This window comes from Streptomyces sp. NPDC014907 (genome assembly GCF_055562975.1).
On sequence record NZ_JBVHEG010000015.1, the window covers coordinates 101,203 to 125,909 of the forward strand.

The window sequence follows — 24,707 nt, forward strand, 5'->3', positions numbered from 1 at the left end:
CCGTTTGGAGGGCCGCCGACAGTAGAGGCGGGGAAGGAAATTTCCCGAGGCATGACGAAGGCCCGGACCACCCGGCCCGGGCCTCTCCACTTCTCGTAGACCTGTTAGATCGCCGGATGCCTCTCTCATTCCGAGCCACACCATGCCTGACCAGCAGAAATCAATGGATCACGTTCGGTTGGGATGCGGCTTCTCACCCCGCAACAGCACACAGGCCGGGCTGTCTGGGACGTGTCCCGGACAGCCGTTAGGGCTGCGCTGACGAGCCTGACTGGGGATCGTGGTGGCCGTTACTCACAGCCGGACGGCCAGGCCCTGGTTGTCCAACCCGAGAACAGGAGACTGCGATGCCCCTTTGGAAGGCGCTCGCCTACACTGCCGTGGCGAGTCTGGGCTTCAGCGCGCTCGCCCCCAGTCCGGCATCGGCTGCAACCGGCTTCACCTTCGAACGGCCGGGAGCCCGCGTGGTCGGAAACGTCTCGGTTTCCGGCAATACCGTGTACCTCAGCGGCACCGTCAAGGACACGCCCCCTGGCGATGGCTACTGCGCCTGGGTCCGGGTCGTCTTCCACTACACCGACAGTGCCTTCAACCGGATAGAGAGCCGCAAGGCATGCGGGGCCGACAACCCCGCGGCAAGCTGGGCATGGAACAGTCCCAGCCCCACCGTCAAGAGCGTGGACGTGTCCGCCTGCAGCGGCAGTTCTGGCGCCTACTACAGCTCCACCTGCGACGACGGTGGCACGGTCTTCATCCGTTACGAAAGTGGCTCCCAGGTCTCGCGCAGCACGCCGTGATGCGCTGGCGATGGTCACTGTGCGCTTCCTGACCGGGCCGTCCGGCGGAGGAGCACGACGGCAGGGGAAGGTGCCAGCAGCATGGATGCCGAGCCACCCCAGCGGGGACACAAGTGCCGTGTCCTGCCGCAACCCGAGCCGGGAGTTCCCTCCTCTGCCGTCCTGACCTTGCTTTATGCGCGCTGAGCGATCGTTGCTTACGGGAACTGGCAGCGCGGCCCAGTACCAGACGATCGCCGGCACCGAACTGCCCACCAGCATGAGTGACGCCGACGGACGCAAGGACACCTACGCCTACGACACGGCCGGCAACACCCTGTCGGTGACCACCAGCGGCACCGAGGGCGGCCAGCGCACCTACACCTACAACGGAACCACCCCCACCTACGACGCCCTGGGCCGTCTGACGGGCTCCACCGACGGGCGCGGCGTCAAGACCCTCCACGCCTACGACGAGCGCGACCGGGTCACCAAGACCGACACCTCCGGCTACGCCACCGTCACCCACACCTACGACGAGGACGGCAACCTCGCCTCGCGCACGGACGCCTCCGGCACCACCGCCCGGACCTTCGACGGCCTCAACCGCGAACTGTTCCGCAACCTCCAGGAAGGCACCTTCACCACCCTGGCCTACACCCCGGGCGGCGAGGTCGACTGGTACAGCGACCCCAACGGCAAGACCGACTACACCTGGGACGCCGCCGGCCGCCTGACCGAACTGCTGGAACTGGCGGGCAAGAAGACCACCTACGCGTACAACAACAACGACAAGCGCACCAGGACCACCTACCCCGGCGGCACCACCCAGAACGTCACCCTGGACGCCTTCGACCGCCCCACCGCCGTCAAGGCGGTCTCCGGCACCGCCACTCTGGTCGACCTCGCCTACACCTACACGTACGGCACCAGCGGCGCGACCGACGGCACCAAGATCCGCACCCGCAAGGACAACACCACCCAGACCACCACCACCTACCTCTACGACAGCCAGGGCCGCCTGAGCAGCGCCGAACCCGTCACACCCGGGCAGCCGAGCCCCATCACCCGCTACTGCTACGACAAGGCCGGCAACCTCCTCGACTCCCCCCGCCCCGCGTGCACGACCAACGGCTACGGCTACAACGACGCCTCCCAGCTCGTCACCAAGAACGGCGACACCATGGGCTGGTCCTACGACAAGGCCGGCAACGAAACCTCCGCCGCCCCCGCCGACGGTTTGGCCCGCACCGGTGAGACCTGGACCGACCACAGTCAGCTGAAGTCGATCACCACCTCCGGCACCGCCCGGACCCTGACCCACGCGGGCACCGACAACACCGAACGCACCAAACTCGCCGACACCACGTTCCACCACACCGCGCTCGGCCTGACCGGCACTACCACCGCCGGCACCGACACCGGATTCATCCGCGAACCGGCGGGCACACTCAACTCCGTGCGCAGCAACGGGAAGTCCTCCTACTACCTCACCGATGCCACCGGCAACGTCATCGGCCTGGTCGACGAGGCGGGCAAGCGCACCTACACCTACGCCTACACCGCCTACGGCACCGCCTCCAGCGACCCCGTCGAGTCCTTCCCCCAGCCCTACCGCTACGCCGGCGCCTACCTCGACCCCACCGGGCTGTACAAGATGGGCGCCCGCTACTACGACCCCGCCCTCGGCCGCTTCACCCAGCCCGACCCCTCCGGCCAGGAAACCAACCCCTACCTCTACGCCGCCGGCGACCCCATCAACCACACCGACCCCACCGGGCTGCTCAGTTTCGGGGACGTCACCGGCATCGGGGACTGGGCGGGTCTCGCTTATGACACCTTGACGGGCGATACGGAAGGTGCCAACGCCACCAAGATGGGCATTCTGGTGGGCATCGGTGTGGAGGGGCTCTGCATGGCTGGGGCCGCGGCAGGAACCTTCGCCACCCTTGGCGTCTCACTTGGCGCCGGGTTCACCGGATGCTCCGTTGTGGCCGCAGGAGCCGCCGGAGCGACGACCGCCGCTTACAGCTGATCCAAAAGTCGGGGGGCGGGACGCGCATCCCGCCCCCCCCCGGAGGGCAGGAGTTATCAATGCGTATTCCCCTCATGATGGGCTCAGCTTTTATAGCGCTGCTTTGCGGCGTCGCTCTGCTCTATTTCGGCATGAAGGATGCAGGCGATGGGGAGGGGAGGGCGGTGCTGCCCATTGCCATCGGTGCAGTTCTGGCTGTTGGCGGCCTCTACTTCCTGCGTAAAGGGTCCACGCGATGACACTCTCAGCGATCATGCCATCCTTTGCTGCCGAACTCCCGACTTGGGGCATAGCCCTGGTCTTCGGGGTCTTTGTCGTGGCGGTTCTACTCGTCCTGTCCCGCCGTCGGTAACCGACGTCCTGCTTGACGGCGCCGGCGATACCCCGGCAATCCGGGCTCTACCTGCCCTGCCCTTAGGTCGACGCCGTCTTCTCCTTCGGGTGCAGCGCGGCGAGGGGTGAGCGCCGGCCCTTCCCGACGCGGCGGAGCTCTTCCCAGTCGATCTCGGGGTGGGCGGCGGGCAGGGCGTCGATGTCGGCGGTGCGGTAGAGCGGGACCTGCACCCGCTCCGGCCCGCGAGGTGCCGTACCGCACCTCGGCCCACTCCGCCGGCCGGATCCACTTGAGGCGGACCATCCAGTCGAACTCCACCTTCCTCACGTTCAGGCGGGCGGCGGTCTGGTCGGGGCCGAGCGGGGTGTGGGCGGCGACGAGCTCGGCCAGGTCTGCCCGCGCGCAGACCTCGGCGACCTGCCCGGGACGGTGCAGCGTCCTTGACGGGTTGCCGGACAGGTCGGCCAGCAGCCCGCGGGCGACGAGGCGGGCAAGCGCACCCACACCTACGCCTACACCGCCTACGGCACCGCCTCCAGCGACCCCGTCGAGTCCTTCCCCCAGCCCTACCGCTACGCCGGCGCCTACCTCGACCCCACCGGGCTGTACAAGATGGGCGCCCGCTACTACGACCCCGCCCTCGGCCGCTTCACCCAGCCCGACCCCTCCGGCCAGGAAACCAACCCCTACCTCTACGCCGCCGGCGACCCTGTCAACCACACCGACCCCTCGGGGTTCAGCTGGCTCCAGAAGGTAGGGGACGTGATCAGCGACAACGAGAGCATCGTGGGGGCTGCCACGGGCTGCGTCGCCGGCCTGGGCGCCGCATCCGAGACGGGAATCATCCAGGCGGCGGGCGTCTTCGGCGGCGGGATCGGCGCGGCGGGCGCGGCAGTCGGCAGCTGCGCGCTGGGCGGTGCCATGGGGTACGCGGGCATGGACATCATCAGTTACGGATGAGTATCGGCGGATACCGATAACTGACCGATCAAAGCCTCTGTTGCGGCGGCGGATCGCATCCGCCGCCGCAACAGAGGCCCGCTTGGCGAGGAAACAGCAGCAGCTGTTTCCTCGGTGAATCCCGACAGATCCCGGGTAAGGGGAAAAAGTGATGAACGGCAAGGTCAAGCTGCAGGTTTTCGCAGTCCTATGCCTCGTGGTGTCGATCATCTGCATTGTGGCGGGACTGCAAACCGGTGACGTGGTGTACCTGTTCTTGGGCGGCCTGGGGATTCTGGGAATGGCTATGCTCGCGTTCGGAGTGCTGCGTAAGAGGCGATCTCTGGAGTAGTGCGTTACGCGACCTGATGTCCGGTTGATGATTGGGGTGGGCTTGCTCCACTCTGGTGGACAGCATGGTGTGGTGGGCAGACCGCGAGTAAGTTTTCGTATTTGGCGGAGCTGCGGTGGCCGAGACTGCTGTGCAGCCGCCGTAACCTGCCGCCATCGTGTCTACCTCTTCAACGTCCCGATGGGATTTCTCCAGACCCCGGCGTTCGCGACCGCCCGCATGAACCAGGACACGCGCTGGGGCGCCCGTGACTACGTTGAAGTCACCCGCGGCGCTGGCTCGCTGACCAGTCCAGCAAGAGCGGCCGGGGCGTGGGGTGGCGTGCGTGGTGAAGATCGAGCACCATCGCATCGACCGCCCCGTTCTGGCCTCCCCGCCTGACCCGCCCGGCACACCAGGAGAGGCGGTCACCCGGACTTCCGGGCGACCACCTCTCTCGCCTGTCTGCCCCCTGCGCCGGTGCCGTCTTCGGGTGCAGTGCGGCGAGCGGTGAACGCCGGCCCTTCCCGACCCGTCGTGGGCCCGACAACCCTCATGCAGATGTGGTAAAGCGCCCCAAGCGCAGGAAGGACTCGACCGGGCCTCGGTGGAGGGAGCTGCTGCAAGCGCTGGGGACCTTCCAGAGGGCGACGCCCGACCAGGCCCCGCCGGAATCGAGCGAATAACACGAGGTGGATCTGAATGGAAAAAGCGCAGAATGGCAGAGCATGGGTGAACTATTTTCTTGGAATAGGATTCATCTATGTTCTCATCGCTGTAGTCATGATGATCACGGGTTCCCCCGTCGCTCAGGCCTGGGGCGCCCCTGCTGCTGTACTTATTGGCCCTGCGATAGGTATTGCAGTGGTTCGCTACCGAAAAACAAAAGTTTAGGCCGTGTTCTACAGGCTCGTAAAACGATCTTCTTGAAGGCCCTTGGTCAGCCGTGACCGGTGTGATGATTGGGCCGTTCGGGATGGTGTGAGTGCCCGGCCGTGGATCGTGGACGATGACCTGTGGGTGTTGATCGAGTCGTTGCTGCCGCCCTGGCCGGAGAGGGCTCCTGGCATGCGGCCGGTGCCGGTCCGGCAGTGTCTGCAGGGCATCCTGTACGTGCTGATCGAACGACATCGTCTGGTAACTGCTGCTTCTGGAGCTGGGTTTCGGCTCGGGCCAGACGTGTTGGCGGTGGCTGGACCGATGGCAGCAGGCGGGGGTCTTCGAGTAGCTGCGCCGGATCTGCTCGCCGGGCTGAACGCGGCCGGCGAGGTGCCGAATCGCACCTCGGCTCACTTCGCCGGCCGGATCCACTTGAGGCGGACCATCCAGTCGTACTCCACCCTCCTGACACCGAGGCGGGCGGTGGCCTGGTCGGGGCCGGGCGGGGTGTCGGCGGCGACGAGCTCGGCCAGATCCTCCCGCGCGCAGACCTCGGCGACCTGCCCGGGACGGTGCGGCGTCCCTGACGGGTTGCCGGACAGGTCGACCAGCAGCCCGCGGGCGACGAGGCGGCGGACCACGAACGAGGTGACCGCCGCCTTCTGCCCGGGCACGTTCGGGCTGCCGAACGCGACGGCGATCCGGTCCGCCGCCACCGCACCGGGGATCGCTTCCTCGCTCATCGCGGCCCGTACGGCGCCGGCGTCCAGCGCCTCGACCGTCGCCCCGCCGGGAGGCCGGGGGCCGGGACGATCCCGGCGTGCCGCGCTGCCGGACTTGATGCGGGCGAAGCCTTTCGAGGCGGTGGGCAAGCTGTCCTTCGAGGACAGTCTGCTCCCCCGGGCAGAGGGGCGGAGCGTTGCACCGCCGGGAAGCTGGAGGGTGGTCTGGGGAGGTGCGCCGGGCGGCGGCTGGGGGTGTGACCGCAGGTGGTGTCCGGTGAAACGGACACCCCTCGTTTGTGCAGGTGGCCCTGTGTGGGCAAGCTGCTTTTGTGCGCCGACTCCTCTTCCCCACGTGATAGCTGTGGGGAAGAGGAGCCCCTTCGTCGGGAGGGCAGGTTGGGCCGGGTCCCGTGTCTTTCTCCCCTGTGGCCGGGTCGGGGTCAGCCGTCCTTGCCCGTGGCCTTTCGGATGGCGTCCCTGGTGCGGTCCATCAGCGCGGCGAGGGGACCGAGGGCCATGTTGGCGGTGGCCGACTGGGCCCCGGGGTGGGGTCGTGTGGGGGCCATGGCCTCGGCCGCTTTGACGGCCTTGGCCATGGCGGCCAGGTCGGTCGTGCCGGTGCTGCGGCGGATGTGGGTGAACTCGTAGCGTTCCTCGGCACGGGCGTGCTCCTGGACGTCCGCGCGCAGTCGCAGCAGCCGGGGCAGGAACGCCGGGTCGTCGGTGTCGAGGTCGTCGAGCTCCGTCAGGGTCTCCTTGGCGGCCTTCTCCTCGGCGAGCCGGTCCTCGACGACCTGCTCGCCGCCGGGCAGGTTGCGCCGGGCGAAGGGGTGGACGACCTCCTCCTCCGCGGTCTCGTGGACCGCGAGCAGACGCACGAGGCGCCGGAAGGCGTCACGGCGCTCGTCGCCCTCGGCCGCCTCGACCTCGTCGAAGAGGTTGCGGATGTCGCCGTGCTGGCGCATCAGCAGCGCCACCACGTCGGTGTCGGGAGCCCGGTCGTCACCGGCCTGGGGGGTGTGGAGTTCGGACACGTCCCGGCCCTCACTTCTCGCGCAGGGCGGGGTCGGGGTGCTCGCCCTCGGTCTGGAGGCGGTAGTCCCGGCCGAACATCGCGTCGTGCTCGGCCATGACCCGCTCGCTGGGCGGCTCCTCGCCGCCGTGGATGCCCGCCTGCATCTGCTCGAACCGCTCGTGCGCCTCGCGCACGTAACCGGCGCCCAGGGTGGTGAGGTCGATCTGGGTGTCGAGCAGCTCGCGCAGGTAGGCCTTGTTCGGCTCGAAAGTCAGCACGTTCGGCAGCTCGGGCGCCAGCACCGACTCCGGGTCGCGCCCGTCGTGGCGGCGCATGAGGTCACAGGCGACGTGCAGGTGTTCCAGCTCCATGTTCAGGTGCAGCTCCCAGATCGCCCTGATCCTCGGGTCGCTCTCCTGCTCCATGAAGGAGTGGTACAGGTAGCACTCGTTGTACTCGTGGTTGACCAGCTGCTCCCACCACGTCTCGCCCGGGTCGACGAGCGACTCATAGTGAGTGACGTGCTCCTCCTCGATGAGCCCGATCTCCTGGTAGAGCTGCCGGGCGATCGGTTCCATGTAGGTGGGACCGGTGTTCATGTAGAAGTTCATCGTCTGCTGCTCGGTCGACATGATCGTCAGCGCGTGCAGCTTCGACAGCGGGTTCGCCTTCTCCTTGTCGTACGGGTCGCGGACGTTGTCGACCGGATCGCGGTGGTGGAACTTCGTCGGCCGGCCCGGCATGACCTCCGTCAGGCCGTCGACGATCGTCTCGGCCTTGCGGTGCTCGATCATCTCGTACAGGTTCGCGTACCGATACAGGTGGTCGAAGTCCTCCAGGACCCCGAACTGGTACGCCTGCTTCAGGTACGGGTCCGGCTCCATCCGTGCCACCCAGGCCGTCAGGTCCACCGCCACCTGCTCGTAGGCGATCGTCGTCTCCAGCACGGAGGACACACCGGGCAGCAGCCAGTTCACGGCCTTCTGCTGCTGTGCCTCGATGTATCGGGTGCGGGCCAGCAGCCGCTTCACCTCGGGGTCACGCGTGTGGCGCGCCATCTGGTGGCTGAACAGGATCGCCTCGACCTCGATGCCGTTCATCGTGATGATCCGGCAGCGGGTATAGGGGTCGCAATGGTCCGGGTCGATGGGCTTCACATTCAGCTCGCGCCAGTTGCGCAGCTGTTGGTCCAGCGGGATGCCCCGCTGTGCGAGCGGATTGAAGGACACTGGGGACTCTCCTCGGGAGACGGATGGGGCGGGGAGCGCACCCGCGACGCACGTCCATCGAGTCCACGGAGCACCAACCGCCATATCATCACCCAAAAGCCCCGTAACCTAACTTATACGCCCAAACAGCCCCGTAACCACCCTCCTTGTGATGAAGCGGACGAATGGCACCGGGGCCGTGCGACCGTGCGGTCGTCTGCCCCCCCGCTACCCGTCCACTTCGGCGGACGGGCAGCGGGGGACGCCAGGAACGCCGTGAACCCGACCAGTTCCGCTGGAGTGGTCAACGTCGAACGTCGATTCGACTTCCTGCCGGGCCCGCCAGCACGCCGCCAGGGCCCGTGAGGCGGTGCCGGTGCTGCCGGGAAAAGACGCACGCCCCGGCAGCACCGCCTCGACGAGGGACTCGGTCTCCAGCCGCCCGCCTACGGCGTTCCCTCACCGTCCCTGCTCGCCCGCGCGGACCGCGGCTTCGCCCGGTTCCTCGGCCGGCACGACGAGGACCAGGACGACGGAGCCGACAGCGGCGAGGACCCCAGCCGTGACCGCCACCCCCGGCACACGACGCTCCCGGCAGCGAGGCCCGCCATGCACGCCGGCTCCCACACGGTCCTGTACGACCCCGACGGGCTGATCGAAGCCGGACTCCCGCTCGACCGCGCACCGTACGAGTGCCTCGTCAAGGCCATCCTCGCCTGGACCGGCCAGGACACCCCCACCGCCCGTGGCCTGGAGCAGATCGCCTTCCAGCTCACCGGCCACGCCCGCGCCGTCGCCTCCGACGTCCGCCAGCGCGCCGATCAGCTGCCCAAGGACAGCGGACCCAAGGCGCTCGCCGACGTCGTCCTGCGCGAGGCACAAGGCCGGCTGTCCGTGCCGATCGAGGGCACCGTGTGCCGCGTCCAGAACCGCGCCCGTCTCGTCCGCGCCCTCTATGAACGCCTGGACCGCCTAGAAGCCGCGCCGGAACGCCTGCTGGGTCTTCCGCGACCCCTTTCGCCGCGCCGCTCACGGCCGCGGCGGGAGAGAGCCTGATATATGGGTGCGGGTGTGCCGGGACCGAACAGATCGACGTGTGCTCAGAATGCCTGTTCAGCGGGTACGGGGGCGTGGAACCATGCAGCCATGGTTGAGGACAGGAGACCCGACGAACCCGAGGGCGCGGGCTGGATGAGGCCGGTGGATTTTTCAGGCTTCTACACGGCGGCGTTCAAGCCGTTCCAGGACTACCTGCGCAACCAGAACATGCAGATCGGCAAGCTCCTCATGGCGTCCGCCGTAGGGACGCGACCGGTGCTTCCTCGGATCGTGGTCGATTCGTCGCTGGTGCGGATGAACGCCGTCTCGGAAAACTTCCGCAGGCAACTGGCGGAGCTGACGGGCTTCAACGACATGGTCCGCCGAGCGCTGCTGCCGCTGACCGAGACCTACCAGCCCATGTGGCACAACGTTTTTACCTCCTTCCGTGACCTCATCAGCACGATCTACCCGGAGAACCTGCGCGAGGCGGCACCCGGCCTGGACGATCTGGAGAAGCTCCTGGTCGAGGAGGGCATCCCTCTCATGTGGGTACCCGGACCGCAGACGGTGCGAGCCCTGCTGAACGCGCCAGACGCCGCCTCCCGGCGGCGCGTCATCGGACAGCGCTGGAAGGGCATCGTCAACGACTGCGAGACGGTCCTCGAAGAGGCCGGGCACCCGGCCGTACAAGACGCCTGCGGCTTTGCCCTCGACGCCGTCCACGCCCTGCGAGCCGGCCACACCAGCGCAGCTCAAGCGCTTGCCGCCAACCTGCTGGACTCTCTCCTCCAGCGCCACTTCAACGAGACCACCCGTGTCCGGCTGACGAAGAACGACTTCAAGACCAAGGGCATCAAGTTCAAGCTGGACGATTACAGGTTCAAGGTTGCCTGCACCTTCGCCCCGGTCTGGTACGCCCACGCCAAGTACTTTCCCAAGAACGGCGACCCGATCCCGCGAACCTTCGGCCGCCACCCCAGCGCACACGGCGTCTCCCGGACCCAGTACTCGCGCATCAACGCGGTGTATGCCCTCATGCTGGTCACCTCGGTGATCAAATTCTTCGAAACAGAACTACCGACCCGGTCATAACGGAAAGAGGCTCCGGGCCTTCGCAGAGCCCAGGGTCTCGCGTCCTTCGCCCCCAGCGCCGGGGCCGCCACCGGCACTGTCGGCGCGGCGGCCTGGTCGGCCAGGCGCAGCAGATCGGTGGCGGCCGCCCGTACACCGGCGTCCCAGCCGTCCTCGAACCGCTCCTCGGCTCCGTCGGGGGCACTGCTCTGCGCGATCCAGATGTGGGCCCCGGCGAGCACTCCGGCCTCCAGCACCGCGACGAGCCCGTCCGCCCGCCCGGCCGGCATCCCTCCGGCGGCCAGGGCCCAGAGCACTGCCAGGCGGGCGTTCACCGCGTCGTCCTGGTGCCGGCGGACCCGGGCCGGCTCCAGCCTGTAGACGTCCGCGTCGTACGAACCCGTGTTCACGCTGCTCCTCCTTCGTCGTCCCGGGCCCGCCGTGCGGCCCATTCCGGGTCCCGCACCGGTACCGGCGCCCGCGGAGGCGCCTTCGCGGCCAAGGCGCGCGCGATCCGCCGGCTGGCGCGCGGCGAGGTGTGGAGGTGGACCATGACGGCCTGACGGCCCCGGCCGCTGAGCACCCACGGTCCGGTGAACCGGAACTCGTCGACCGCCCAGTCACCCAGGCGCCGCCACGGACGCACCCGGCCGAGGAAGTAGCCGGCCGTCAAACCCTCACGCTCTCGGCCATCGCGCGGATGCTGCGGCGTCACGGATGAAGCCGCCAGGTTCCAGCCCGACGGGCACTGGAGCGGGACGAGGGGACGGTCACCGGCCGGGTGAAGGAGATCTGGCCCCGGGCAAAAACGCCGCGGCGGCGCTCGACGACTGGATCGTCTTCGAGGACGAAGCCGGCTTCTCGATGACGCCGCCCACCTCACGCACCTGGGCCAAGCGCGGGCACACGCCCGTGATCCGGGTACGGGCCGCTCCCGGCGCCGGTTCTCGATCGCCGTCCCGGCCTGCTGCAAACAGGGCGAACGCTCACGCCTGGTCTTCCGGCCCAGGCGCCATGCCGACCACAAGCGCGGCGGCCGGCGCAGCTTCACCTGGACTGGCTACCGCGACCTGCTGACCGCTGCCACCAGCAACTCGGCGCCCCCTTCGTCCTCGTCCGGGACAACATCAACGTGTACCTGGACGCCCGGCTGCCGGCCTTCGTCCATGCCCACGACTGGATCACCGCCTACCAGCTACCGCCTTACGCACCCGACCTGAACCCGGTCGAAGGCATTTGGGCACCGGTCCGACGCGCAGGCCAGAACAACACCGCCTTCACCGACTCGGACCACCTGATGCACGTCCTGCGCCACACCCTCCACGAACTCCGGTACCGCAGCGAAACCATCGACGAATACCTCGCCGCAACCGGACTCACCCTGACGACACCACGCCAACGAACTCAGTAGCGGGTTCGGGTCGGTCAGCCGGCTCAGGGGGCCCCGCAGCCGCCGTACTCGAGGGAGCTCACTCCGTTGTCGAAGAGGAACAAAAGTTCCTGCTTCTGACCCGGCATTATGGTGTAGTGGTAGCCGCGGTAGTCGGCATCGGTGTAGATGCAGACGGCCCCCTTGCCACGGTTCCACACCGAGCTGGCCCGGTCGTTCCACGTCCAGCCGAGGTTGGGGATGTCCACCCCGTACGGGAGCTGCAGGTTGCTCCCGGTGAGGTTGTGGCCGTCGTAGAGACAGATCTGGCCTTCTTCGCAGCGGGTCACGGGTTCATCGGCCGATGCGGTTCCCGGAGCCGCCAGTACGGCGGTGGAGGCGAGGACTGCTCCTACTATCGAGGTCTTGAATGTCAGTTTCATGAGTACTTCTTCCCGTCGTTGCCCGTGGAAGCGCGACCATGGTGAAGCCGCCTCTGCCCCTCTTCTTCAAGGGCTTGCAGTCATAAACGGCTTGCGCACGCATACGGTTCAACCATAAACCTGTCGGCCTGTGCAAGATCGCCGAAACCCGGAACTGGCTGACCATCTACCAACTGCCGCCCCACGCACCCGGCTTCAACCCCGCCGAGGGGATCTGATCGCTCCTGCGACGCGGCTGACTCTCAAACGTCGCCTTCAGCACCCCCGAACACCTCGTCCAGACCGTCCGACGCGGGCTGCGCGCAGCCGGCCCCGTAGGCGGGCAACGCCACCGTCCTCGTCGCCCGCATCGCCCACGAGGACGAAGAGCCGGCGGCCAGACCGGACAGGGCCGCGGCCTGACCGCCAGGGAACGCGCAACGCCCCGCGCGCCACTGTCGGTGGCACGCGGGGCGCGGGCGCGCGAGCTGGTAGCGATCGGTCTTCCTCATCCCGCGGGCCGGAGGCTGGCTCACGGCCGGCGACGCCGACCGGGCCTTGTACGTCCTGGTGCGCCGCGACCCGGTGACCGGCGTCGCCCTGGCGGGGGACCGGGTCACCGTCCCGCGCCACCGGTAGCAGCCGGCCGCCATGCTGCTGTCGTACGAAACCCCGGGCCCTGTCAGCGGGCCCGGGGCCTCACAGCGGCGGGGGAGTGGTCAGAGGTTGTCCATGTAGTTCTCGGGTTCGGAGGGAGGCCCGTACCGTGCGATGGACCAGCAGGTGCAGTTCCCGCCCTCGTACAGCACCTCGTCACACTCCTCGTGCTGATCCCGTACCCGCCGTTTTACCCGGGGCCGCCGACGTCGGCGCCAGCCGTGCCACTCACGGCGAGGATCTCCGAGACCGGGCAGCCCCAGGCCGCGCCCGGTCCGGCCGGGCCGTAGAGCGTGAGCCCGCACGCCTGGAAGAACGCCTGCCGGTCGGCCGCATCGGCGCCGTCCTGCGGCACCAGGGCCAGGAACGTGTCGCCGACTTCCTGGGCCCGGCGGGCGATCTCGGCGAGAAGCGCCCGGCCGACCCCGCCGCGACGATCAGTAGGGGCGACGGCCACCGTGTAGATGAACGTCTGCTCGCCAGGGTGCGCCTCCCGGCCCTCGGCGTACCCGAAGTCGCGGTGGAGCTCGAACTCGGCGATCCCGACGAGACGCCCGTGGAGCTCGGCCACGACGACGGCCAGGCCCCCGGGGTCGTAGGACCTGCCGTCTCCCAGATCGGTCGAGTACAGCAGCTCCTCCACCACCGGGTAGTCGGCTGGGGCGATGTCACGGATGAGCGGCATGCCCCGAGTGTTCCAGGACTGCGGCGCGTAGGCACCGTCCACAGCCATCGCCGACAGAGCAATGCTCAAGACCTGTGGATCGGACTCGGGAGGGGTGCCTCGCGGAACGCGGAGGGCGTACCTTCCCGAGTGATCGACTTCTGGTCATCGAGTAGGCCCGCGTTGCAGCGCGGGTCGGGAAGGCACGCCCGTGCTGAGCGTAGTCAACAAGGACGGCACCACCCAGAGCGGCTCCCTGATGGACGACATCGTCCGCGAGGGCGCCCGTCGCATGCTCGCTGCGGCCATGGAAGCTCAAGTCAATCAGTACATAGCCGAGTTGGCGAGCGAGCGGGACGAGGCCGGTCGCCGTCTGGTGGTCCGCAACGGCCACCACCGCGAGCGGACGGTGGCCACCGCCGCCGGGCCGATTACGGTGAAGGCGCCGCGGGTGAACGACAAGCGGGTCGACGGCGAGACGGGCGAGCGCAAGCGGTTCTCGTCGAAGATCCTCGCCCCCTGGTGCCGGAAGTCCCCGAAGATCAGCGAGGTCCTGCCCCTGCTCTACCTGCACGGTCTGTCCTCCGGCGACTTCGTGCCCACGATGGAGCAGTTCCTCGGCTCGGCCGCTGGGCTCTCGCCGGCCACGGTGACCCGGCTGACCAAGCAGTGGAGCGACGACCACGCCGCCTTCCAGGACAGGGACCTGTCCGGACCCGACTACGTGTACGTGTGGGCCGACGGCGTCCACCCCAAGGTCCGCCTCGGCCAGGCCCGCTCCTGCGTCCTGGTCCTCATGGGCGTGCGCACCGACGGCAGTAAGGAACTGATCGCGCTCGCCGAGGGCCTGCGCGAGTCGACCGAGTCCTGGGCCGACCTCCTGCGGGACTGCCGCCGGCGCGGCATGCGCGATCCCGAGCTCGTCGTCGGTGACGGATCCATGGGGCTGTGGCGGGCCCTGGCCGAGGTGTTTCCGCAGGCCAGACACCAAAGGTGCTGGGTTCACAAAACCCGGAACGTGGTCAACGCCCTGCCGAAATCAGCCCAGCCCGGCGCGAAGAAGGCGCTGCAGGAAATCTACAACGCCGAGGACCGCGATCACGCCGAGAAGGCGGTGAAGGACTTCGGGCGCGTCTACGGCGCGAAGTGGCCCAAGGCCGTCAAGAAGCTCACCGACGACGTCGATGAGCTCCTGGCGTTCTACGACTTCCCGGCCGAGCACTGGGTCCACCTGCGCACGACAAATCCGATCGAGTCGACCTTCAGCACGGTGAAGCTGCGGACCAAGGTCACCCGCGGCGCCGGCAGCCCGACCGCGGCCCTGGCTATGGTGTTCAAGCTCGCCGAGTCCGCCCAGGCCCGCTGGCGCGCGATCACCGCACCCCACCTCGTCTCCCTCGTCCGCAACGGTGCCCGCTTCGAACGCGGCGTCCTGGTCGAGCGTGAGCAGGAGGCCGCGGCGTGAGTGAGCGCGACGAACGCCCGCTGCTGTTCCTGGACGTCGACGGACCTCTCCTGCCGTTCGGCGACGGCCCGCAACGCGAGCCGTCAGGCACCGCGACAGATGCGCACCTGACGCGGCTCGACCCGCGCGTCGGGCCCCGCCTCGCGGCACTGCCGTGCGAGCTGGTCTAGGCCACCACCTGGGAGGAGGCGGCGAACACCGACATAGCACCGCGGCTCGGCCTGCCGCCCCTGCCGGTCGTGCACTGGCCGGAATCCTCTGGCGCGGATGAACGCGAGGACCAGTGGTACGGCCTCCACTGGAAAACCCGAACCCTGGCGGCATGGGCGGATGGACGCCCGTTCGTCTGGGTCGACGACGAGATCACCGACGCCGATCGGGACTGGGTGTCCACCCGCCACCCCACCCCGGCCCTCCTCCACCGCGTCGCGTCGTCCCGCGGCCTCACCAACGACGACTTCGCCGTCCTCGATCAATGGCTGCGAGCCACTTGAGGCTCCCTGGTGATCCACAGGAATTGACAATTCCTCTCGCCGACATGACGGAGACCTGAACCGTGCCACTTCCTGAACCACCGGACCCCTCAAGAACGGCTCTGCCGCCGGCAGCGGTTCTGGAACACTGAGCGCCACCCAACGGCGAGGAGCGAGGACATGGCGGCGAAGGCGGATCCGGCGAAGCTGGCCCGGCAGGCCCGGGGCCTGATTGAGGTGCTCCTGGACGACGCGCACGCCCTGTCGGCGCCCGCTCTGTCGGAAGCCACCCAGGCACTGAAGTCACTGGTCGACCGCCTCCCGCAGGCATTCGAGCAGACCGCCGACGTCCTGGAGATGCTGGCCTCCCAGGACCGGATCACGATCGAGCAGGACGACCCGCAGACCGAGGTGGCCACGACCGCCGCCGAGCTCCGGGCCGTCGCGGCCGGCACCGAGAAGCTGGCGAAGGACCTGTCCCACCCCGCCTCGGCCCTCTTCCTCATGGGAGGCCGATAGATGATCAATTACGAGCCCTCGGCAGTTTCGTTGGGATCACCGGGCAGACCAGAGGAAGATGCCTGCGATGTGGAGCCCGGCAAGGAAGATGGTCGCGGTCTTCTCGTAACGGGTGGAGATGCCCCTCCACGACCGGGATGAAACGGCCGTACCGCCTCGCCTCATACGAGCTACTGCCCTGTCGTCCCAGGTCGGTAGTTCGGATTTGCCTGGTAGCCGCCTGAGAGCTGGCCGCGAGTGTCTACCTGCCAAGCCGCGATGATGGCCTCAGGGGGCACGGCCCCGTTCGGGCCATCGACCATGTTCCCGTCGATCTCGTATACCCAGCCCCCTGGATTTGCCTTGGCCTCGGCAATCAACTCGGGCGGAGGCATCCGCTGCTCACTGTGCTTTCTTCGGAAGATTCTCACGTCTCACGCCTCCCCAGTCCTGAGGGGCGATGTTACGCAGCGCTGGATGATCCAAACGAAGTGCCCTAACCCCCGGCAGGGGAGTTCCGAAGCCTGCCCGCGCCGTACCCCAGACGTCCGGGCGGTACAGCCTGCCGCCGGAGTCCAAGCCGCGCTGGTAATCGGTCCGAGGGGCGGCCTTGAAGGGATTCTGTGCCAGCCGTGCCTGCTGCTCGGGCAGCAGCCGTACCCAGGGCCAGCTACCTTCGCTGCTGGGACCACCGGCCGCAGTGGCTGTCCATCAGCACACCCGGCGTGCTATCGGCGCTATCCCTTACCTGCGGCTTTGAAGCGGAAGCCGAAGAGGCCGCCCTCTTCGTCGTCGGTGAGGCGGGGGCTACGGATGTGGGGTTCGGGGTTGAATCCGCGCTGGGCAGCGGTGCTGAGGGTGTCGGTGTTGAGGGTCACGATGTACTGCATGTGCTCTTCCTCCGTCACTTCGGCTGCTAGCGCGAGGGCTCGTGCGACCTGCCGTTCGTCGACGCCGTCGTAGAGGTGGCTGTCGTGGATGAGGAAGTCGGGACCGCGCTCGTGGCGGTGCGCGAGGACGGCCAGGGTGAGGTCGAAGCAGAAGATGACCATGTTGTTGATGCCGCGGCTGTCGTCGGCGTCGATCCGGGGCGTGATGCTGAGGCTGGTCCGGCCGGCCTCGATGGCGAGGTAGGCTTCGCGGCCCTCGCCGTACAGACGCTGGGCGTACCGGGAGAACAGCAGGATCGCTTCGTCTGTCTGCTGGCGGCGCTCTTGGAGGTCGAGGTCGACGGCCTGCTGCAGTTCAACGCTCTTGGCGGTGATCTGGCGGGCGCTGGCTTCGAGGGCTTGCGCTGCGTCGAAGCGGTGGCGAAGAGCACCGAGAGCGGCCTCCTCCCGGCCCAGGGCTGTCTGCAGGGCGGTCAGCGCTTCCAGCGCTCCACCGTCCGCCAGCTCGCGCAGGAGGCGGGCCTGGTCCTCGCCTAGGTCGGCACGCTCCTGGCGCCGGGCGGCCAGGCGAGCGGTGAGTTCCTGGATCTCCTCCTCCAGGAACCTGCGCCGGTTGCGTACGACGGAGTGGTGGAACGCCTTGACGTCGTCGAAGCGACGCCGCACCTGGTCGTTGAGAATGACCCCGAGCTCGCGGTAGGCCGGCTCGAGATAGGACACCTCGACGTCGGTGGTCTCGGTGACCGCGCTTTGGAGTTCTTCGAGGTTGTGCTGGTCGATCACGTCTTCTTGGGCGAGCTGCTTGATCCGGCGGCTTACCTGGTCAGCCCGTTCCTTGAGCCGCTCGTACTCGGGGACGACCTGGAAGGCGGCAACTTGTGCCCGCAGACGTTCGACCTGTGCCTCGGCGAGAGTGATCTGGCCCCTGAGATCGGCCGTGGACCCGACGATCCGTCCCCATACGGGATCGTTGACGGCCTTCCTCAGCTGGTCTCTGGTTGCTTTGCGGGCATTGAGCTCGCGGTATCCGTTGACCAGCTGCCAGTCCAGCCCCAGGAGGTAGGCAAGGTTCGACGAGGCTTCCGCGGCGGCTTGCCGGGAGAAGGTCCGGGTCGGCTCGTTGAAGCCGTGAGCGGAGACGCGGCGGATGAGGAACGACAGGAGCGTGCGACCGCTCACTCCGGGATGGTCTCCCTCCAGCCCGAAGAGGTCCCGCTCAATAACACGATTCCACTGCTCCACGGACAGCTCGACGTCCTGGCTGTCCGTAAAGAGGGTGTCGGCCGGCACGCCGGACACATCCTGGCTCAGCCGTACGAGCTTGGGGTTGTCTCCGCGTCGTCGTACCTCGATCGGAGCGTCCTGCCACGGCCAGTCCATAGCCAGGCTGAAGGTGATGTGGCGCAGCGCCTTGTTCGTGGCCAGCGATCCGGCGGATTTGGCTCCCAGGAGGAAGTGGATCAACTCGATCACGCTCGACTTGCCAGCGCTGTTACGGCTGTCGGTCTCAGCCGACGACGAGGTGGTGTCCGCGACCAGCAGGTTCAGTCCCGGCGAGAACTCCACCGTCTTGAACCGTGCGTCGTCAGCGCTCAGACGGCGCAGCATCCGTACTCCTTGCGACGAGAACGTCCTGGACCAGCTCCACCGCACCCATGGCGAAGAGGATGTCCAGGGCCAGAACGAACCACTCGAACGATACCGGCGAGGTATGGGCCTGATCAGCGCGCCAGCTCTTCAGCCGCGCCCACGTCTGGCTGACGGTCCGCGGTTCGTCGAGCTGGAGGAGAACCTGCGCGCCGACGGCGAGCAGGCAGCGGTCTGGAGCGATTCCCTTCGTGGGAGTGATCATGCGGTCAGTCCGATACCTGGTTGCCAGCCGGCGGGCGGCGTCTCGAAAATGTCGCATCGTTCGAAGAAGTGCGCCAGGACAACGAGGGCGGCGCGCAGCACCTTCGGTCGCGGCTGGGCGCTCCCCAGGAAGTACATCTTGAGCTGCCAAAGAACGTCGTCGGCGTCGCTGTAGTCGCGACGTACCTGCTGGTAGTACAGGCGGAAGCCCTCCGCTACCTCGTCGTGCTCCAGCTCGCTCCGGGTGCCGGCGTAGAAGGCGTCTACCAGGTAGCTCTGCCGCATGCCTCGGAGGAGGTCCTCCCGATCCGCTCCCTCGATCCGGTTGAAGTCCAGCTTCTCCACCGGCACGTCGGGCAGGGACATCAGAGGATTGGACTCGGCGCGGATGTCCTGCAGCTGCTTCAGCAACGGCGCCAGGTCCTCCATCCCGATGCCGAAAGTCGTTTCCTTGATGGGGATCTCGCAGCGGAGGACGTCCTCGGTCTCCATCTGATCAAGCTGCATGCACTCGCGCCACAGCCGCCGGGTGCCCATCTGCTCGAATCGCAGCGAAGGCATGCTGTCCCGCGCGCTTGCCAGCAGAGATGTGACTTCCGGATGCACACCCCGCCTGTCGTTGTGCACGAAGACAAAGGTGTCGAATTCGCCGTTCCGCTTGGTGACCGCCCCTGAGAGGTCCCCTTCGAACTTCTTGCGAATCTTGTCCGGCTTCACGGTCTGTGGTGCGTAGCAGGCGTACAGCTTGCGCGAATGCAGACTGAGGCCATCGGCCGACCTGTCACCCAGGCTGCCAGCCGTGCGCACGTCGAGGAAGTCTGGATAGCGCAAACACATCAGCCGATGGAAGAAGTCTTCGAACTCGTTCTCGTAGAGCTCCGCCATCAACTCGAGGAACTTGACGTGTGCATACATCCGCTGCTCAAACAGCATGAACCCCCCTTTGCGCACAGAGCTGCCAGCGTAGCTGTGTGTAACTAGACCCAACACCCTTTGATCAGATCATGTGGTTGCTTACGCCCAGTCACGGATGTGAGCTCGGCTCGGCCTCTACGGCCAGGCGGCGACTTCCTCGATGGTGTCCGCGATCAGGACAGGCAGATGCTCCATGGCCCGTTCCAGGATCTTCTCGATGGGCACCGCGTGCCGGCTGCCGTCCACGTTGATGTGGTTCGCCCACTGGGCGGGCTGGTAGCGGGCGAGCATCGACAGCGCGTACAGCACCGCCCACCACGCCATCAGCGGGTGGAGTTCACGCGGCAGGCCCGCGACGGCGGGGAAGAAGTAGCGATGCCCGGCGTAGTTTCGAGTCATCGTGGACAGGCGTTCCAGGCGCTCCTCTTTGGTGCCTGTCTCTGCGGCCATCTTCCAGTGCATGTAGAGCCAGCCGGCGTTAGGGTGGTGACGCACGTAGTCCGGCTCGGCACCGGCTCCCATCCGGCGACGGGCGAACTCCTCGTACCCGGCGGTGCCGGGGTAGCTCTGCAGGAATTCATCCAGTGCCGTGCGGCTGCCGTCGTCCACGACGCGGTCCAAGATGTCGCCGACGTGCAGGGTGAGCAGCGGGTGAAAGTCAGTGCCGTCGATCGAGTCCGCGCTGGCGTACAGGGGCGTGAACCGCTCCCTGCCGGTCAGCGGATATTGCAAGTTGGCAGGGAGAGTGTCCCAGACTTCCTCCAGCCGCACGACCGTGTCGTTGCCCCAGACCGGTGACCGCAACAACTCGCTGAGCCGCACGAAGCTGCCGGCAGTGCCAGCAGGATCCGTGCGGATCTCGATGTCGGCGAAGTCCAGGTGGTAGCCCGAGGCATGGATGCCGTGCGAGATCAGGTTCCAGTCTTCGCCTTTGAGGTCGACGGCCGCGGCCGCGATCGCCCTGCCAGCCTGACTTAGGCCGTAGAACACCAGCAGGGGGCGGGTCTGTGGGCCCACACCCTCGGCTGCCTTGAACATCTGCTGGGCCTGCTCCAGCGCCGTGGCGTACGTCTTGGCCCGTGCTCCACCGCTCGCTCTACCTGGCCGGCTGGAACGACTGGCTCGCAGCCTCTCCCACGCTTCAAGAGGTTCGATCCGCATGTACATGGAGGGACGCTATCCAACAGCTGGTGATGTCGGAGGGCGGTCCCACGGGTAGCCGAATCGACCAGCGACGGAGCGAAGCCCTTGGTGCCCCGTGCGCTCTTCGCGCACGGGGGTACGGGTCACGCCCACTTCATGCCGAGCGCGGTGAGGGCGGTGCGCTGCTCCACCGTGAGCTTGTCCCGTCGGCTCTTGGTGTTGGAGAGCCATACCCCCAGTCGTACGGGTACCGGCTCGGCCTCGCCGTCGACCTCGATCTCCACGACCGTGCCGCGCGGGACGGGCCGCTGTCCCTCCTTCTCCACCCACTGCGCCAGGGCCGCCAGGCCCCGCTGGAACGCCGCCTCCGCCTTGCTCCCCGGCTTCTTCGGCCCCTTGAGAGCGGCGGCCAGAGCCGGACGGAGCTCCGCCCGGCTGGCGGCCGCCACGGGAAGGGCGGCGCCCTGCACGCCCAGCTTGGTCAGCCGCTCGCGCTGCTCGGGCATCAGCTGCGCCCAGGTGCCCGGCTCCTGCTGCCGCCACCTCCAGGTGCCGATGTCATCACCGTCGAAGACGACACCGGGCGCGATGTAGGGAAGGTGGCCGTCGGCGTCGACCAGGTCCGCGAGCACCCGGTAGTGGCGCTGCCAGTTCAGCGGCCACGGGCAGTTCCAGTCCTCGTCGATCGCCGCCAGCTGCTCCGCACGCACGGCGGCCCGCGCCGGGTCCTTGCCCAGTCCGCCTTTGCGGCGGAGGTTGGCCATGTGCTGCCCGATGGGCACCATCGCCTCGCCCTCGCCCCACACAGCGTCCTGCCGGGGCGCGAGGTGCCCGGTAGCCCGCCGGAACGACCTGAGCGCGGCGAGCTTGTTCTCCCACGCCTCCTCGCCCGGCTCCCACACCATCCCGGCCTCCGGCGCGTCCAGCAGCGTCTTGCGCCGGTCCTGAAGCTCCCCAACCCGCAGCGCCTTCCGCTGCTGATGCACCCATCGGCCAAGCGGGAACGACTTCGTCGCCCCGACCTCGACCTCGACGTCGTAGGGAACGGCGTGGACGCCGGTGATCTCGTTCTCAGCCCGCCACCGGATCAGGGCTTGGTATCCCTCCAGCCACACCAGCGACTCCGGCCGGTAGACCCGGGTCCGCAGGAACGCCGCGATGGTCGCCGCGTCCCGGGGAGAGGAGAAGTGCAGAAGTGCCGATTCGGCGGCCGCGTCGGCACCGTCGTCCTCCTGGTCCTCGCCACCGCCCGAGCTCTCGCCGCCGGCCCCGACGATCCGCCCCTCCTCGTCACGCCGCACGTGCACCTTGCGCTTGCCGCTCGTGAGCGCCCGGGAGGCGAGCTGTTCGACCAGGCGCTCGTCGTGCGAGCGCAGGCCCTGGAGCACGGCGACGAGCGGCTTGAAGCTGGCGGAGGCGACCATGTCCTCCGGGTCCTCGTCGGGCTCCAGGAACACCGGCACGATGATCCTGGCCACCTTCGTGCTGCCGTCGCGGTTAAGCCTCAGCGCGCGGCCGATGTTCTGCACGATCTCGACCTGGGAGCCGCGGGTGTCGGCGAAGCACACGGCCTCGACGCCCCGCTCGCCGGTGATGTCGACGCCTTCCCCGAGCACGCGAACGGAGGCGAGGAAGGCGCGATGGACCCGCCGGTTGTTCGCGTCGATTCCGTTGGCGAACTGCCGCAGGACCTCGCGCCGCTCGGCCACGAGGTGGTCGCCGCACAGCCACGCCGACCACACCCGGTCCGGCGGGACGTGCCGGCCGGCCTCCAGCTCGTAGAACTCTGCGTCGATCGAAGACTTCGGCAGCTTGTCCGCAGCGGCCAGGTCCTCGTCGGAGGCGTCGGTCATGTACAGCGCGGCGGCCGTCTCCGGCAGCTTCTCCGCGAACGCCGCAGCTTCCTCCACCTTCTGGTGGAACGTCATGACCGTACGCAGGTTGTACGCCGCCGCGTGCTCCAAGAGCGCGGTCTGCAGCAGCGCCAGGCGCCGGCCGCGCCGCGCCTCCTCAGACTCCCCGAGAACCGGCGAGGGGTCGCGGATCTCCAGGACGTCGATCTCGAACCCGGCGAGGATCTCCCGCTCGATCGCCTCCGAGAGCCCGAGCTCCGCGATCCACGCGCCGTACGTCCCGTCCGGGTCGTCGGCCATGCTCGCGAGCGCCACCTCCTGGCCGTCCGCGCCCTTCTGCGGCCGGGGCGCGGCGAGGATCCGCGGGGTCGCGGTCAGGTAGAGGCGGAAGTCGGCGGGGATCCGCTGGTTGTCGTGGATCGCCGCCCACGGACGGCCAAGATCACCGGCGGTTGAGTGCGCCTCATCCACGATCGCGAGGTCGAAACCGTCCATGCGCTGCCCGTAGAGCCGCGCCCCGCCCTCCAGAGCGGCCTCCAGCGGCCCGCGAACCTTCCGCTGGCCCTCCGGAGCGTCGACGTCCTCCCGGTCCACTAGAGAGGCATACGTGGCGAACACGACGATGGGCCCGGACCCGGCCCACAGGGCGAGCTGGATCGGGTTCGTGGTGGTCCGCACCCCCAGCGCGTCCAGGACCGCGTCGTTCTCCAGCGAACACACCGCGACCATCGGCGCCCGGTGACCCACCGCGCGCCACGCCTGGGCGGTCTGCACGAGCAGGTCCAGGGTCGGCACGGTCACGAGGACCCGGCCGTCCGCGAAGCTCTCCAGCGCGCACGCGGCGGCCATGATCGTTTTACCTGACCCGGTCGCTGACACGATCGTGGCACGGGCACCCTGCGGGGGAACAGATGATCTTGCAGGGAATCCCGCCCACCTGCGAAACGCGGCGCGTTGGTCTACCTGGTGTTCCTTAAGCGGTATCGCTGACATTTCCATGCCTCCCCTGATCCTGAATTCCCGTGGTCTTTCAAATGGCCGCGTGCGGAATGCAAGCCGCACCCGCGTTGTTCCAGATCGACGCGCCGGCCTTGTGCCAGCCGCCCGGCTTCCCGTCCTTGAAGGGCGGCTTGTCGTCCGGGTCGTAGTGCCCGGCACCGAGTGTGCAGACCACGACGTCCCCGTCCTCGTTCCGCGTTCGCGCGGTGCACAGGCCGCCGGCCTCACCCAGCGCCTCCAGCACCCGCCTCCGCGCCGTGATGTGCGGTGTGTGAACGGAGCCCCACCTGTAAAAGGAGGGGCGCCGTCGGCCGGAGTGCGGATAAGCTGTGCCCGGCCACGCGTCGTCTAGCGGCCCAGGACACCGCACTCGGGTTCGCCCCGATGCGGAAACCCCGGTTCGAATCCGGGTGCTGGCCAACCCTGCCCGGCTTGCGACCGCCACCCCACCGTCCCAGCGGTCCTTGAACACCTCGCCCCGAGAGGCCGGCGCCATCCCACCCAGCTCCACCACCTCGCACTGATCCCCGGCGACCGCTCCGGCCTCCAGGTCGCCCGCCTCGCTCGTGGGCACGCCGTCCTGCGACTCCAGGAGCGTGAACAGTCTCAACCGGGCGTTCACACCCGCCGCCTGATACTGCGCCACCCAAAGCATTGAATCGCTGCTCAGCACGGGATCTGGCCCGGTAGATTCGTGGTGACCAGCCACCCGGCCATCCTCTCGAAAGTCGGGAGAATCCCGAGTGACCGTCCAGGTATCCCAGATTTCTGCCAACGATACATGCTGCATCTAACTGAGACAGCCACACCCTAGACCTCCACACGAACGAGCGACCCCCGCTCCTCATAGCCAGCCAGGCCCGCGTCAGCGGGCCTCGGGTCCTGGAGGCGCAGCCGGAAGGACCCTTAAGGCGGGGAGCGCAGCGGACCCGCCGGCCCAGGGCAGAGCGAAGCGAAGCCCAGGCCCAGCGGGGCAAAGCCCCGCAGCCCCGGAAGCGCAGCGGACGGGGCCTCATCAAACCCGCGCAGCGGGCTTGATGAGCGGGACGCGCAGCGTCCCGCCAGCGCTCCCGCGGAGCGGGAGCGCAACACCCGCGCGCAGCGCGGGTGTTCGCTTGCACATCGCGCAGCGATGTGGTACCCGCTCCGCGGGG

Annotated in this window: 20 protein-coding genes, 1 tRNA gene and 5 pseudogenes; 14 read left to right on the forward strand and 12 right to left on the reverse strand. The window is 68.1% G+C overall.

Annotation, left to right across the window (positions count from 1 at the left end; translation table 11 throughout):
- Positions 1-347 precede the first annotated feature (347 nt).
- The 3 genes from ACZ3IL_RS27590 (at position 348) to ACZ3IL_RS27600 (ending at position 3,050) form a co-directional block, all read left to right on the forward strand.
- On the forward strand, positions 348-797 hold the full coding sequence (locus ACZ3IL_RS27590; RefSeq protein WP_467394598.1) for a hypothetical protein: 450 nt from the start codon (positions 348-350) through the stop codon (positions 795-797).
- Positions 798-972: 175 nt separating this feature from the next.
- A complete protein-coding gene (locus ACZ3IL_RS27595) occupies positions 973-2,811 on the forward strand; it encodes an RHS repeat-associated core domain-containing protein (RefSeq protein ID WP_467394600.1) in 1,839 nt (612 codons plus the stop codon).
- Positions 2,812-2,870: 59 nt separating this feature from the next.
- Entirely contained in the window at positions 2,871-3,050 is a 180-nt protein-coding gene (locus ACZ3IL_RS27600) for a sodium:neurotransmitter symporter (protein WP_467394602.1), read from the forward strand.
- A gap of 175 nt (positions 3,051-3,225) precedes the next feature.
- Here ACZ3IL_RS27600 and ACZ3IL_RS27605 read toward each other — a convergent pair whose 3' ends face one another.
- Positions 3,226-3,375 (reverse strand): hypothetical protein, encoded by a 150-nt coding sequence (locus ACZ3IL_RS27605; protein ID WP_467394604.1) that lies wholly within the window; start codon positions 3,373-3,375, stop codon positions 3,226-3,228.
- 295 nt (positions 3,376-3,670) lie between these two features.
- Here ACZ3IL_RS27605 and ACZ3IL_RS27610 point away from each other — a divergent pair.
- Positions 3,671-4,105 (forward strand): annotated as a pseudogene (locus ACZ3IL_RS27610) (RHS repeat-associated core domain-containing protein); the annotation flags it as partial.
- A 151-nt stretch (positions 4,106-4,256) separates the two neighbouring features.
- Complete coding sequence (locus tag ACZ3IL_RS27615; protein ID WP_467394606.1) at positions 4,257-4,436, forward strand: hypothetical protein; 180 nt, start codon at positions 4,257-4,259, stop codon at positions 4,434-4,436.
- 1,268 nt (positions 4,437-5,704) lie between these two features.
- Here ACZ3IL_RS27615 and ACZ3IL_RS27620 read toward each other — a convergent pair.
- The 3 genes from ACZ3IL_RS27620 to ACZ3IL_RS27630 form a co-directional block, all read right to left on the reverse strand.
- Entirely contained in the window at positions 5,705-6,166 is a 462-nt protein-coding gene (locus ACZ3IL_RS27620; RefSeq protein ID WP_467394608.1) for a hypothetical protein, read from the reverse strand.
- A 293-nt stretch (positions 6,167-6,459) separates the two neighbouring features.
- Positions 6,460-7,053: a hemerythrin domain-containing protein gene (locus ACZ3IL_RS27625; protein WP_467394610.1), complete on the reverse strand. Its 594-nt coding sequence runs from the start codon at positions 7,051-7,053 to the stop codon at positions 6,460-6,462.
- A 10-nt stretch (positions 7,054-7,063) separates the two neighbouring features.
- Positions 7,064-8,263 (reverse strand): hypothetical protein, encoded by a 1,200-nt coding sequence (locus tag ACZ3IL_RS27630; RefSeq protein WP_467394612.1) that lies wholly within the window; start codon positions 8,261-8,263, stop codon positions 7,064-7,066.
- Positions 8,264-8,543: 280 nt separating this feature from the next.
- Here ACZ3IL_RS27630 and ACZ3IL_RS27635 point away from each other — a divergent pair.
- The 4 genes and pseudogenes from ACZ3IL_RS27635 to ACZ3IL_RS27650 all read left to right on the forward strand — a co-directional run.
- Positions 8,544-8,674 (forward strand): annotated as a pseudogene (locus ACZ3IL_RS27635) (IS5/IS1182 family transposase); the annotation flags it as partial.
- 177 nt (positions 8,675-8,851) lie between these two features.
- Positions 8,852-9,298, forward strand: coding sequence for a DUF6415 family natural product biosynthesis protein (locus tag ACZ3IL_RS27640; protein ID WP_467394649.1), 447 nt, complete (start codon positions 8,852-8,854; stop codon positions 9,296-9,298).
- 90 nt (positions 9,299-9,388) lie between these two features.
- Positions 9,389-10,375 carry a hypothetical protein gene (locus ACZ3IL_RS27645; RefSeq protein ID WP_467394614.1) on the forward strand — a complete coding sequence of 329 codons (987 nt, stop codon included), beginning with the start codon at positions 9,389-9,391 and terminating at the stop codon, positions 10,373-10,375.
- Between the two features lie 649 nt (positions 10,376-11,024).
- Positions 11,025-11,765 (forward strand): annotated as a pseudogene (locus ACZ3IL_RS27650) (transposase); the annotation flags it as partial.
- 23 nt (positions 11,766-11,788) lie between these two features.
- On the opposite strand, the gene ACZ3IL_RS27655 reads toward ACZ3IL_RS27650, so the two are convergent.
- Complete coding sequence (locus ACZ3IL_RS27655; protein WP_467394617.1) at positions 11,789-12,166, reverse strand: peptidase inhibitor family I36 protein; 378 nt, start codon at positions 12,164-12,166, stop codon at positions 11,789-11,791.
- Positions 12,167-12,279: 113 nt separating this feature from the next.
- Between ACZ3IL_RS27655 and ACZ3IL_RS27660 the strand changes: the two are divergent.
- Positions 12,280-12,468 (forward strand): annotated as a pseudogene (locus ACZ3IL_RS27660) (IS630 family transposase); the annotation flags it as partial.
- A gap of 524 nt (positions 12,469-12,992) precedes the next feature.
- Here the strand turns inward: ACZ3IL_RS27660 and ACZ3IL_RS27665 are convergent.
- Entirely contained in the window at positions 12,993-13,487 is a 495-nt protein-coding gene (locus ACZ3IL_RS27665) for a GNAT family N-acetyltransferase (RefSeq protein ID WP_467394619.1), read from the reverse strand.
- 190 nt (positions 13,488-13,677) lie between these two features.
- Here ACZ3IL_RS27665 and ACZ3IL_RS27670 point away from each other — a divergent pair, with 190 nt between their 5' ends.
- From ACZ3IL_RS27670 to ACZ3IL_RS27680, 3 genes and pseudogenes are all read left to right on the forward strand, one after another.
- A complete protein-coding gene (locus ACZ3IL_RS27670; RefSeq protein ID WP_467394621.1) occupies positions 13,678-14,931 on the forward strand; it encodes an IS256 family transposase in 1,254 nt (417 codons plus the stop codon).
- Positions 14,928-15,425: pseudogene (locus ACZ3IL_RS27675) on the forward strand (HAD domain-containing protein). The gene ACZ3IL_RS27670 and the pseudogene ACZ3IL_RS27675 overlap by 4 nt, the downstream one beginning before the upstream one ends.
- A gap of 159 nt (positions 15,426-15,584) precedes the next feature.
- Positions 15,585-15,923 (forward strand): hypothetical protein, encoded by a 339-nt coding sequence (locus ACZ3IL_RS27680; RefSeq protein ID WP_467394623.1) that lies wholly within the window; start codon positions 15,585-15,587, stop codon positions 15,921-15,923.
- Positions 15,924-16,639: 716 nt separating this feature from the next.
- Here the strand turns inward: ACZ3IL_RS27680 and ACZ3IL_RS27685 are convergent.
- The 6 genes from ACZ3IL_RS27685 to ACZ3IL_RS27710 form a co-directional block, all read right to left on the reverse strand.
- Entirely contained in the window at positions 16,640-18,400 is a 1,761-nt protein-coding gene (locus ACZ3IL_RS27685; RefSeq protein WP_467394625.1) for an ABC-three component system protein, read from the reverse strand.
- The gene (locus tag ACZ3IL_RS27690; RefSeq protein ID WP_037872348.1) at positions 18,378-18,644 is read right to left on the reverse strand and encodes an ABC-three component system middle component 6; all 267 of its coding nucleotides are present in this window, start codon (positions 18,642-18,644) and stop codon (positions 18,378-18,380) included. Before ACZ3IL_RS27690 ends, ACZ3IL_RS27685 begins: the two co-directional genes overlap by 23 nt.
- A complete protein-coding gene (locus ACZ3IL_RS27695) occupies positions 18,641-19,576 on the reverse strand; it encodes an ABC-three component system protein (protein WP_467394628.1) in 936 nt (311 codons plus the stop codon). Before ACZ3IL_RS27695 ends, ACZ3IL_RS27690 begins: the two co-directional genes overlap by 4 nt.
- Before the next feature lie 117 nt (positions 19,577-19,693).
- Positions 19,694-20,725, reverse strand: a complete 1,032-nt coding sequence (locus ACZ3IL_RS27700; protein WP_467394630.1) for a YaaC family protein — start codon at positions 20,723-20,725, stop codon at positions 19,694-19,696.
- Positions 20,726-20,844: 119 nt separating this feature from the next.
- Complete coding sequence (locus tag ACZ3IL_RS27705; RefSeq protein ID WP_467394632.1) at positions 20,845-23,547, reverse strand: helicase associated domain-containing protein; 2,703 nt, start codon at positions 23,545-23,547, stop codon at positions 20,845-20,847.
- A gap of 37 nt (positions 23,548-23,584) precedes the next feature.
- Entirely contained in the window at positions 23,585-23,797 is a 213-nt protein-coding gene (locus tag ACZ3IL_RS27710) for a hypothetical protein (RefSeq protein WP_467394634.1), read from the reverse strand.
- Between the two features lie 91 nt (positions 23,798-23,888).
- On the opposite strand from ACZ3IL_RS27710, the gene ACZ3IL_RS27715 reads away from it, so the two are divergent.
- Positions 23,889-23,973: transfer RNA gene (locus tag ACZ3IL_RS27715), tRNA-OTHER, on the forward strand.
- The last annotated feature ends 734 nt before the right edge of the window (positions 23,974-24,707 follow it).